Origin of the sequence: Limimaricola cinnabarinus (assembly GCF_002723615.1) — a bacterium.
In the GTDB taxonomy this organism is placed as follows: Bacteria; Pseudomonadota; Alphaproteobacteria; order Rhodobacterales; family Rhodobacteraceae; genus Limimaricola; species Limimaricola cinnabarinus_B.
Window position 1 is genome coordinate 1 of record NZ_KZ304989.1, and the last position, 10,153, is coordinate 10,153.

Annotated in this window: 10 protein-coding genes and 1 tRNA gene; 6 read left to right on the forward strand and 5 right to left on the reverse strand. The window is 70.4% G+C overall.

The window, feature by feature from the left end; genetic code table 11:
- Both CJ301_RS17555 and CJ301_RS17560 read left to right on the forward strand, forming a co-directional pair.
- Nucleotides 1–1,309: divergent polysaccharide deacetylase family protein (locus CJ301_RS17555; protein ID WP_099278649.1), on the forward strand; the 1,309-nt coding region annotated here is incomplete at its 5' end.
- A gap of 115 nt (nt 1,310–1,424) precedes the next feature.
- Nucleotides 1,425–1,829 (forward strand): DoxX family protein, encoded by a 405-nt coding sequence (locus CJ301_RS17560; RefSeq protein WP_099278650.1) that lies wholly within the window; start codon nt 1,425–1,427, stop codon nt 1,827–1,829.
- A gap of 45 nt (nt 1,830–1,874) precedes the next feature.
- Here the strand turns inward: CJ301_RS17560 and trpE are convergent, their stop codons facing one another.
- From trpE to fabI, 5 genes are all read right to left on the reverse strand, one after another.
- Complete coding sequence (gene trpE, locus CJ301_RS17565; RefSeq protein WP_099278651.1) at nt 1,875–3,383, reverse strand: anthranilate synthase component I; 1,509 nt, start codon at nt 3,381–3,383, stop codon at nt 1,875–1,877.
- A gap of 6 nt (nt 3,384–3,389) precedes the next feature.
- Entirely contained in the window at nt 3,390–5,288 is a 1,899-nt protein-coding gene (locus CJ301_RS17570; RefSeq protein WP_099278652.1) for a SurA N-terminal domain-containing protein, read from the reverse strand.
- Between the two features lie 81 nt (nt 5,289–5,369).
- Nucleotides 5,370–6,548 (reverse strand): aminotransferase, encoded by a 1,179-nt coding sequence (locus tag CJ301_RS17575; protein ID WP_099278653.1) that lies wholly within the window; start codon nt 6,546–6,548, stop codon nt 5,370–5,372.
- 121 nt (nt 6,549–6,669) lie between these two features.
- Nucleotides 6,670–7,176 carry a xanthine phosphoribosyltransferase gene (gene gpt / locus CJ301_RS17580; RefSeq protein WP_099278654.1) on the reverse strand — a complete coding sequence of 169 codons (507 nt, stop codon included), beginning with the start codon at nt 7,174–7,176 and terminating at the stop codon, nt 6,670–6,672.
- 6 nt (nt 7,177–7,182) lie between these two features.
- Nucleotides 7,183–7,989: an enoyl-ACP reductase FabI gene (gene fabI / locus CJ301_RS17585; RefSeq protein WP_099278655.1), complete on the reverse strand. Its 807-nt coding sequence runs from the start codon at nt 7,987–7,989 to the stop codon at nt 7,183–7,185.
- 168 nt (nt 7,990–8,157) lie between these two features.
- Between fabI and pdxH the strand changes: the two genes are divergently transcribed.
- The 4 genes from pdxH to CJ301_RS17605 all read left to right on the forward strand — a co-directional run bounded on the left by pdxH (nt 8,158) and on the right by CJ301_RS17605 (nt 10,037).
- Nucleotides 8,158–8,763 (forward strand): pyridoxamine 5'-phosphate oxidase, encoded by a 606-nt coding sequence (pdxH, locus tag CJ301_RS17590; RefSeq protein ID WP_099278659.1) that lies wholly within the window; start codon nt 8,158–8,160, stop codon nt 8,761–8,763.
- 97 nt (nt 8,764–8,860) lie between these two features.
- On the forward strand, nt 8,861–9,442 hold the full coding sequence (locus tag CJ301_RS17595; protein WP_099278656.1) for a cold-shock protein: 582 nt from the start codon (nt 8,861–8,863) through the stop codon (nt 9,440–9,442).
- Nucleotides 9,439–9,912: a DUF192 domain-containing protein gene (locus CJ301_RS17600; protein WP_099278657.1), complete on the forward strand. Its 474-nt coding sequence runs from the start codon at nt 9,439–9,441 to the stop codon at nt 9,910–9,912. Before CJ301_RS17595 ends, CJ301_RS17600 begins: the two co-directional genes overlap by 4 nt.
- A gap of 48 nt (nt 9,913–9,960) precedes the next feature.
- Nucleotides 9,961–10,037, forward strand: a tRNA-Pro gene (locus CJ301_RS17605).
- Nucleotides 10,038–10,153: the final 116 nt, after the last annotated feature.

Consider the following 10,153-nt stretch of genomic DNA (forward strand, 5'->3'; position numbering starts at 1 on the left):
GCCCGCCGGGCGCGGCCGCGCGCCCAGCGCCGACACCGCGCCGCTGCAACGGCCCCGCACGGACGCGGCGATCGCGCCGCCCGCCACGGAGATCGCCCGGCTCGATCCGCCCCGGCTCGATCTCGGGGCAGAGGAGCCGGTGCTGCCGGGCCCGCCCTCGCGGGTGATCGAGATCCCGGCCGAGGAGGCCGACATCACCGTCGCGACCGAACCGCCCCCCGCGCCTTCGGCCGAGCCGCGGGTGGTGGTCGATGAAGGCGCGCCCGAAGCGGGCGACGAAAGCGTCGCCATGTCCCCGCCGGGGGCGGCCGTGCCGTCCGCGACCGAAGCCGGTGAGACAGAGGAGACGGGCGAGGCGCTGGCACGGGCCTCCCGCGCTGCCGACGGGACGCCGCTGCGCGTGCCCTTGCCGCGGGCGCGCCCCGCGGCGCTGCCGGACGAGCCGGGCACCATCACCGTTCTGCCCGAATCCGAAGCCCCGGCGCTGCCGGGCCAGCCCGCCGGGCTCGACGAGGATGCCGTCGCGGTGCGCCGGGCCGGGGCATCCGGCGAGGCACAGGAGGAGGCGCAGGGGGAGGCGCGGGCCGCGCCCGAGCCGACCCCCGAGTTCGACGAGGACGCGCCGGCGCTGCTGCGCTTCGCGGCGGCCGATACGGCCGAAGGTGGCATGCCGCGTCTTTCGGTGGTGCTGATCGACGATGGCGAGATCGACGAGCCGGTCGCCGCCGCCTCCAGCATCCCCTTTCCCGTCACCATCGCGATCGACCCCGAACTGCCGCAGGCGCGCGACCGCGCCGCGCGCTGGCGCGCCGCGGGCTACGAGATCGCCGCCATGGCGCGGCTGCCGGGCAATGCCGGGCCTTCGGATGTCGAGGCGGCCTATGATGCCGCCTTCGAGACGCTGCCCGAAACCGTGGCGCTGCTCGATGCGGGCGGCGCGGGGCTCACCGCCGACAAGGCGGTGACGGCGCAGGCGCTGGAGCGGCTGGCGCAGGACGGGCGCGGCCTCGCGGCACTGTCCGAAGGGCTGGCCACGCCGCTGCGCCAGGCGGCCGGGCAGGGTGTCCCGGCGGTCGAGATCTACCGCGATCTGGGCCAGGTCGGACAGGACGACCGGGTCATCCGGCGCTTTCTCGACCAGGCCGCCTTTCGCGCGCGCCAGCAAGGCGCGGTGGCGCTGATGGGGCGGCTCAATCCCGAGACGATCACCGCGCTGACGCTCTGGGGCAACCGCACGGACCGCGAGGGCGTCGCCCCCGCGCCGCTCAGCGCGCTGCTGCAGATGCAGGGCACGGGTCTGGCGAAGTAACCGGTGATGTCGGCAGAGGCGGGTGCGCGCCTGCGCACAGGCCCGGTGATTTGACGGCGGCAGGGCAGGGCGGCAATCGGGGGGCAATCGCCCCTTTCAGATCGGACCCTCGCAGATGACCACCCAGACCCCCGACTCCCGGCTTGCCAGCCGCGCGCCCGAGATGCTCAGCGTGCTGCGCATCGTCAGCGCGCTGATCTTCCTGCTGCATGGCAGCCAGAAGCTCTTCGCCTTTCCGCCGACCGATCAGCAGCCGCCGCTGGCCTCGCTGATGGGCGTGGGCGGCGTGCTGGAGCTCATTGGCGGGCTGCTGCTGCTTGCCGGGCTCTTCACCCGCCCCGTGGCCTTCGTGCTGTCGGGCATGATGGCGGTGGCCTACTGGATGTTCCACGCGCCGGGCAGCCTCTATCCGACGCTCAATGGCGGCGATGCGGCGATCCTCTACTGCTTCGTGTTTCTCTACATCTTCGTGGCAGGCCCCGGGCCGTGGAGCCTTGATGCGGCGCTGCGCCGCCGCTGAAGGCCGGATGCGAAAAGGGCGGGGTGATCCCCGCCCTTCATGTTCTCAGCCATTGCCCTCGGGGCGGAACATCGCGGCATCCGCCGCCGCCCGCCTGAGCGCGTTCGACTTGTGCACCGTCTCCATGTATTCGGCTTGCGCGTCGCTGTCATGGACGACGCCGCCACCGGCCTGGATGTAGAGCTTGCGGTCCTGCACCACCGCCGTTCGGAGCGCGATGCACATGTCCATGTCGCCATTGGCGCTGAAATAGCCAAGACCGCCGCCATAGACGCCGCGCTTTTCGGGCTCCAGCTCGTCGATGATCTCCATCGCCCGCACCTTGGGCGCGCCCGAGACGGTGCCCGCCGGAAGCCCCGCCAAGAGCGCCGAGAGCGCGTCCTGATCCTCGCGCAGCTCGCCCACCACGTTCGAGACGATGTGCATGACGTGGGAATAGCGCTCGATGATGAACTTCTCGGTCGGGCGCACCGTGCCCGGTTTCGCCACCCGGCCCACATCGTTGCGCCCCAGATCCAGAAGCATCAGGTGCTCGGAGAGCTCCTTGGCGTCGGCCAGAAGGCTCTCCTCATGCGCGCGGTCCTCCTCGGGCGTGGCGCCGCGGGGCCGGGTTCCGGCGATGGGGCGGATCGTCACCTCGCCGCCCATCACCCGCACGAGGATCTCGGGGGACGCGCCGACGATCTGATAGCCGCCGAAATTGAAGTAGAACATGAAGGGCGAGGGGTTGGTGCGCCGCAGGCTGCGGTAGAGCGCGAAGGGCGGCTCCGGGAAATCCTGTGTCCAGCGCTGGGCCGGGACGACCTGAAAGATGTCGCCCGCGCGGATGTAGTCCTTGGCCTTGGCCACGGCGGCGAGATAGCCCTCATGGCTGAAGTTCGAGACCGGCTCGGACAGGGCGCCGGGGGCCTGCAGCGCCCGCGCCTCGCGCGGCACGGGGCGGTCGAGCGCGCGCATCGCCTCGGTGACCCGCTCCCCGGCCTGGGCAAAGGCGGCGCGGGCCGACTGGCCCTGACCCTGCCAGACCGGCGCCACGAGGATCACCTCGCCCTTCACCCCGTCGAGCACCGCCACCACGGTGGGGCGCATCATCACCGCGTCGGGCAGGCCGAGCGGGTCGGGGTTCACGTCGGGCAGACGCTCGACAAGCCGGATCATGTCGTAGCCCAGATAGCCGAAGAGCCCGGCGGAGGCGGCGGGCAGGTCTTCGGGCAGGTCGATCCGGCTTTCGGCGAGGATCGCGCGCAGCGCGTCGAGCGGGTGGCCCGGCATCTCCTCATAGGCCTCGTCGTCGTAGCGCGCCGCGCGGTTGACCCGGCTCGTCTCGCCGCGGCATTCCCAGATCAGGTCGGGGTTCATGCCGATGATCGAGTAGCGTCCGCGTGCCTCGCCGCCGGTCACGCTTTCGAGGATGAAGGCGTGGCGGCCGGCATTGGCGAGCTTGAGCATCAGCGAAACCGGCGTGTCGAGATCGGCGGCGAGCCGGGTCCAGACGATCTGGTTCGCGCCCCCTTCGAAGCCTTGGCGGAACGTCTCGAAATCGGGGCTGAGCATGGCGTCTTACCTGAAGGAGGAGTGGACCGCCTGAACGGCGGCATCGTCGATGCGGATCTCGGTGCGCGACTGCACGGCATTGGCATAGGCGGCGTAGATGTCCTGCGCGAGACCGGTGCCGATCCGCTGCTCGATCGCCTGCCGCTCGGCGGCGACGCCCGCATCGTCCTCGGCCGGGGGATGGGCGGCGTCGAGCCGGACCACGGCGGTGTAGCCTTCGCCCGAAATCACACGGGTCTCGCCTTCCTCCATCTCGAAGACCGCGCGCACGAAGCCCGGGCCGGTGCCCTCGACAAAGGCGCGGCGGGTGAGGTTGCGCGCCTCGCGCGGCGCGAGCCCCGCGGCCTCGAAGCCGTCACCCGCCGCGATGCGCGCGGCCAGCGCCTCGGCCTTCTCGGCGCGCATCCGCGCGCTGGTCTCGGCCATCACGTCGGCGATCACCTCGTCGCGCACCTCGTCGAGCGGGCGCAGCGCGGGCGGGGTGACGCCGTCGAGCCGCAGGGCGAAGACGCCGCCATCCTCGAAGGCCAGAAGCTCGGGGAAATCGCCCTCCTGCACGCGGGCGGCCGCCTCGCGGAAGGGGGCGTAATCGGCGATGCCGCCGGTCGTGCCCTCGCTCCAATCGACCGAGCCCAGCTCCATGCCGACGCGCTCGGCCAGATCCTCGAGCGCGGCGCCGCCGGCGATCAGGTCGGTGATCTCCTCCGAGCGGCGCTCGATCTCGCGGCGGGCGCGGGCGCGGGCCAGCTCGTCGCGCAGGTCGGGCGCGGCTTCCTCGAAGGAGACCTCCTCGGCGGCGAGCACGGCGTTGACGCGAAACAGCGCCGGGCCGAGGCCGGTCTCGACCGGGCCGACCACGTCGCCGGCTTGGGCCGCGAAGACCGGCCCGGCGGCTGCGTCGAGATCGCCCTCGGCCACGTCGCCCAGATCGACCGCTTCGAGCGTCAGGCCGCGCGCCTCCACGAGATCCTCGAAGCGCGCCTCGCCCGCCTCGAGCCGGGCCAGCGCCTGCGCCGCGGCCTCATCGCTCGGATAGACGAGACGCTCGACCAGGCGGCGCTCTTCCTGCACGTATTCGGAGATGCGCTGCTCGTAGAGGTCGCGCACCTCCTCCTCGGAGATCTCGATCTCGTCGGCCACCGCCTCGGGGCGCAGCCAGGCATAGCTGATCTCGCGGGTCTCGGGCGCGGTATAGGCTTCGGGCGCGGCCTCGTAGCGGGCGGCGATCTCGGCCTCGCTCGGGGCGGGGATCTCGGCATCGAGCAGGATCTCGGGCAGGATCACCCGCGGGCGGCCATCATCGGGCAGGGCGGCGGGGGCGGCGGCGAGCGTGACCGGCGCCCAGGTGATGTCGCGGCGCGACATCATGAAATCGATCATCGCCTCGACATGGGTGTCGGAGGCGGTCACGCCGCCGACCACGGCCCCTTGCAGCAGCGCGCGGGCCTCGCCCTCGCGCAGGCTTTCCTCGAACTCGGCGACGCTGAACCCGTTGCGCGACAGCGCATCACGATAGGCGGCGCGGTCGAAGCTGCCGTTCAGCCCCTGGAAGGCGGGAATGGCGAGCACCTGCTCGCTCACCGCCGCATCGCCGACCGAGAGGCCGAGCGCATCGGCCTCGGCATCGAGCACCCGCTCGGTGACGAGCTGGCCCAGCACCGCGCGGTCGAGCCCCATCTGTTGCGCCTGCGCCATGCTGATGGCCGAGCCGGTCTGGCTTTCGAGCGCCCGGATGCGGCTTTGCAGCGCGTTGGCGTAGCTCTGGATTTCCAGATCCTTGTCGCCGACCGTGCCCAGCCGGGTCGCGTTGCCGGTGAGGCCGGTCGCCCCGAAGCCGATCAGGCCCACGAAGAGCAGGATCAGGATGATCCAGACGAATACGCGGTTGCCCTTGCTCGATGCCATTGCGGTCTCCCTGTCGCGCCCCAGCGGCGTGTGCCGTTGAATAGGCAAGCGGGCGGGGCCGTGCAAGCGGATGGGGCGGGCTCAGCGCGCGGGCAGCGCCGCGAGACGGGTTTCCAGCTGATTGATGCCGCCTGCGTCGACATTGGCGAAGGCGATGCGCAGCTGGCGGCGGCCCGCCTCGCTGTTCTCGGGCGTGAACATCGTGCCGGGCAGCAGGAGCACGCCCGCCTCATGCACGAGCCGCTGCGCCAGCGCGTCCGAGGCCTCTTCGAAGGGGTGTTCGATCCAGCCGAAATAGGCGCCGCAGCCCATCAGCCGCCAGCCATGCCCTTCGAGCCGCGCGAAGCTCGCCTCCATCGCCCGGCGCCGCGCGATGATCTCGGCCCGCTCGCCCGAGAGCCAGTCGCCCAGATTGCGCATCCCCCACAGCGCCGCCTTCTGGCCGAGGCTGGTGGGGCAGATCGTCACCGTGTCGAGAAACCGCTCCATCTGCGCGATCCGCGCGGGCGAGGCGGTGACCGCGCCGACGCGGTGGCCGGTCAGGCGATAGGCCTTGGAAAAGGAATAGAGCTGCACCAGCACGTCGTCCCAGTCGGGATCGGCGAAGAGGTCGTGCGCCGGGCCTTCGCGGCTGTCGAAATCGCGGTAGGTCTCGTCGAGGATCAGCGCGAGGCCGCGGGCGCGGCACAGGTCGCGGAAGGCGGCGAGCAGCGCGGCGGGGTATTCGACGCCGCCGGGGTTGTTGGGGCTGACCAGCACGATGGCGCGGGTGGCGGGGGTGATGAGCGCGGCGGCGGCCTCCGGGTCGGGCAGCAGGGCCGGGCCGGTGTCGAGCGGCACGGTCCGCACGCCGGCCATGTCGTTCCACATCCGGTGGTTGAAGTACCACGGGGCGGGCAGGATCACCTCCGCGCCTTCGCCGCACAGCGCCGCGATGGCGGCGCAATAGGCCTGGTTGCAGCCCGAGGTGACGGCGACCTGTTCGGGCGAGACCGGCCCGCCATGATCGCGCGCCCATGTCGCCGCGATCTCGGCGCGCAGCTCGGGCAGGCCCAGCACCGGGCCATAGAGATGGGCGCTGGCATCCTGCATCACGATCTCGGCCATGGCGCGGCGCAGCGGCTCGGGGGGCGGATCGACCGGGGCGGCCTGGCTCACGTTCAGCAGCGGGCGATGGGGCGGAAACGACACCCCCTCGATCCAGCGGCGGGCCTCCATCACCGGCGGCGGAAAGGTCGATGCGGTGCGCGTGTCGCTCATGGGGGCTCCCTCGGTTGTCCCGGGCGACGCTAGCCAGCGCAGGGGGCGGGCGCAATCACGACCGGCCCGAAACGCGAAAGGCCCCGCCGGTGGGGCGGGGCCTTGCAGGAAAGGGCGCGGCTCAGTCCTTGCCGCGATAGGGCTCGACATATTGCAGCGCCATGTCCCACGGAAAGAAGATCCAGGTGTCCTGGCTCACCTCGGTGACATAGGTGTCAACCTGTTTGTTGCCCATCGGCTTGGCATAGACGGTGGCGAAATGCGCCTTGGGGTAGAGCTTGCGCACCAGCTCCAGCGTCCGGCCGGTATCGACCAGGTCGTCGATCACGAGCACGCCCTCGCCATCGCCCATCATCTCGGCGTCGGGGGCCTTGAGCACCTTGGCGCTGGCCTGGTTCTGGTGCTCGTAGGATTTGACCGAGATCGTGTCGACCGTGCGGATGCCCAGCTCGCGCGCGGCGATCATCGCCGGGGCCATGCCGCCGCGGGTGATCGCGACCACGGCCTTCCAGGCGCCGTCCTCGCCGGGTCCGCGCCCGTCGAGGCGCCAGGCGAGGGCGCGGCTGTCACGGTGCAGCTGGTCCCAGCTGACGTGGAAGCCCTTTTCATGCGGCAAACGGTCGGTCATCGCTCTTCAGCCTTTCGTGATGTCGGGCGCGTCGGGGTTCTTCATGCCGATCACGTGGTAGCCCGCGTCGACATGGTGGACCTCGCCGGTAACGGCCGAGCCCAGATCGGACAAGAGGTAGAGCGCGGAATTTCCGACCTCCTCCTGCGTGACCGTACGGCGCAGGGGCGAATTATACTCGTTCCACTTCATGATGTAACGAAAATCGCCGATGCCCGAGGCCGCGAGCGTCTTGATCGTGCCGGCCGAGATGGCGTTGACGCGGATCCGGTCGCGGCCCAGGTCTTCGGCGAGATACTGCACGCTCGCCTCCAGCGCCGCCTTGGCCACGCCCATGACGTTGTAATGCGGCATGACCTTTTCGGCGCCGTAATAGGTCAGAGTCAGGCAGGAGCCGCCCTCGGTCATCATCGGCGCGGCGCGCTTGACGACGCTGGTGAAGGACCACACCGAGATGTCCATCGACATCAGGAAGTTCTGCTTGGAGGTCTCGACATAGCGGCCGCGCAGCTCGGACTTGTCGGAAAAGCCGATGGCGTGGACGATGAAGTCGATCTTGCCCCATTGTTTCTGCAACTCGGTGAAGAGCGCGTCGATGCTCTCCTCGTCGCCGACGTCGCAGGGCAGCACGATGTCCGAGCCGACCTCGGCCGCCAGCGGGCCGACGCGCTTCTTCAGGGCCTCGCCCTGGTAGGAGAATGCCAGCTCGGCGCCGGCGCCGGCGCAGGCCTTGGCGATGCCCCAGGCAATCGACTTGTCATTGGCGAGCCCCATGATGAGTCCGCGTTTTCCCGCCATCAACTGCGATGTCATGAATATTCCTCTTGCCGATCCGGCGCCGTTTCGATCCGGTGTAGGCGATAGGGAGAATGGCATCAAGGCCGGGGTGGACGCGAGGTCAGCGTTGCCTTGGACGAGCATGTGGCGTGGAAGGCGCATTTCGGTCTACACTGGAAGGGTACGAGTGAGCGAGTTGGTATGATGAACGACGACCGGGACATCTTCGCGGGCGAAGACCCGTTCGCGATCGCGCGGCGCTGGCTGGCCGAGGCCGAGGCGCTCGAGCCGTCGGACGCCAACGCGGCCGCGCTTTCCACCGTGGACGAGACCGGCCTGCCGGATGTGCGGGTGGTGCTGATCAAGCAGATCGAGGACAACGGCTTCGTCTTCTTCACCAATTACGAAAGCGCCAAGGCCCGGCAGATCGAGGCCACGGGAGCCGCGGCGCTGGTGTTTCACTGGAAATCCCTGCGCCGGCAGATCCGGGTCCGCGGCCGGGTCGAGCGCGAGGACGGGCCGCAGGCCGACGCCTATTACCGCTCGCGCGCGCTGACCAGCCGGATCGGGGCCTGGGCCTCGCCGCAAAGCCGCCCCATCGCCTCGCGCGCGGTGCTGGAGGCCGAGATGGCGCGGCTGCGGGCCGAACTCGGCGAAGATCCGCCGCGCCCGCCCTTCTGGGGCGGCTACCGGATCCGGCCGGTCGAGATGGAGTTCTGGGCGGACGGGGCGCACCGGCTTCACGATCGCTACAAATGGACGCGACGCGGCGTCTCCGGGCCCTTCGATGTGTTACGGTTGGGACCGTGATTTCACGCTGCATGAAATTCGGGGCTGGACGCGGCATGGCGACTGTGGTGCACAGGCAAAAAATGGTCGGGTCGACCGACAGCCGCTGGAGGCGGAAATGAACGAGATGCTGGACAAGCAGGCCGAGGACCGCTTCGAGCTCGCGGGTCATGTGAAATGGTTCGATCCGGCGAAGGGGTTCGGATTCATCGTGCCCGACGAGGGCGGCGCGGATATCCTGCTGCACGCCAACGTGCTGCGCAATTACGGGCAGAATTCGGTCGCCGATGGCGCGCGCATCCGGATCGAGGCGCAGCGCACCGAGCGGGGCACGCAGGCCGTGACGATCCTGTCGCTCGATCCGCCGCCGACCGCCGCATCGGTGCCGCTGGCCGATTTCGCCGAGTTCGACCCCGACTATCTCGCCAGCCGCCCGCTCGAACCGGCCCGGATCAAGTGGTTCGACAAGGCCAAGGGATTCGGCTTTGCCAACCAGTTCGGCGCGCCGGACGACATCTTCCTGCATGTCGAGGTGCTGCGCAGCTCGGGCCTGTCGGATCTCGAACCGGGCGAGGCGGTGGCGCTGCGGGTGATCCAGGGCCGCCGCGGCCGCATGGCGACCGAGATCCTGCCCTGGGACGCCGCCTTGCGCGAGCCTTCGGCCGATGAGAGCGGACGCGACCCGGAAGGCGGCCAATGAAGACCGCGCTGCTGGCGGCGCTCCTCGCCGCGCTGCCGCTCGCGGCGTTCGGTGCCGAATGTGCGCCCGACCGGGTGACCGTGGCGGGCGATTGGGGGCAGGCGGGCTTTGCGGTCGAGCTGGCCGACGACGCCGCCGAACGGGCCCTGGGGCTGATGCACCGCGAGGAGATGCCGCGCATGGCGGGGATGCTCTTCGTCTATGACGAACCCGGCCCCGTCTCCTTCTGGATGCGCAACACGCTCATTCCGCTCGACATCATCTTCGCCCGCGCCGACGGCACGATCGGCCGCGTGCATTCCCGCGCCCGCCCGCTCGACGAAACACCGATTCCCGGCGGCGACGACATCCAGTACGTGCTGGAGATCAATGGCGGCATGGCCGCGCGGCTGGGCATCTCCGAAGGCGACACGCTGCGCCACCCCGCGATCGGTTCGGACGAGGTGCCGGCGGCAGATCCCTGCGACTGAGACGGGTGCTTGCGCCCGGCCGCGGCTCGGCCTAGAAGGGCGGCGGTTCGGGGCGTAGCGCAGCCTGGTAGCGCATCTGTTTTGGGAACAGAGGGTCGCAGGTTCGAATCCTGCCGCCCCGACCAATCCTCCGGTTTCATGATCCCACGACCGCCTCCGGGGCGGATCGCGCGCCTTGCGGGGCGCGTGTCCCATGCGTGTTTCTGTCGCCCCCGTGCCTTGGCCGGCGCCTTGCGGGGCA

Excerpts from the sequence above, each read along its gene's own strand:
- trpE (WP_099278651.1), bottom strand. The coding sequence starts at position 3,383 with ATGCTCAGCCCCGATTTCGAGACGTTCCGCCAAGGCTTCGAAGGGGGC.
- pdxH (WP_099278659.1), top strand. The coding sequence starts at position 8,158 with ATGAACGACGACCGGGACATCTTCGCGGGCGAAGACCCGTTCGCGATC.
- fabI (WP_099278655.1), bottom strand. The coding sequence starts at position 7,989 with ATGACATCGCAGTTGATGGCGGGAAAACGCGGACTCATCATGGGGCTC.
- CJ301_RS17595 (WP_099278656.1), top strand. The coding sequence starts at position 8,861 with ATGAACGAGATGCTGGACAAGCAGGCCGAGGACCGCTTCGAGCTCGCG.
- CJ301_RS17575 (WP_099278653.1), bottom strand. The coding sequence starts at position 6,548 with ATGAGCGACACGCGCACCGCATCGACCTTTCCGCCGCCGGTGATGGAG.
- CJ301_RS17600 (WP_099278657.1), top strand. The coding sequence starts at position 9,439 with ATGAAGACCGCGCTGCTGGCGGCGCTCCTCGCCGCGCTGCCGCTCGCG.
- gpt (WP_099278654.1), bottom strand. The coding sequence starts at position 7,176 with ATGACCGACCGTTTGCCGCATGAAAAGGGCTTCCACGTCAGCTGGGAC.
- CJ301_RS17560 (WP_099278650.1), top strand. The coding sequence starts at position 1,425 with ATGACCACCCAGACCCCCGACTCCCGGCTTGCCAGCCGCGCGCCCGAG.
- CJ301_RS17570 (WP_099278652.1), bottom strand. The coding sequence starts at position 5,288 with ATGGCATCGAGCAAGGGCAACCGCGTATTCGTCTGGATCATCCTGATC.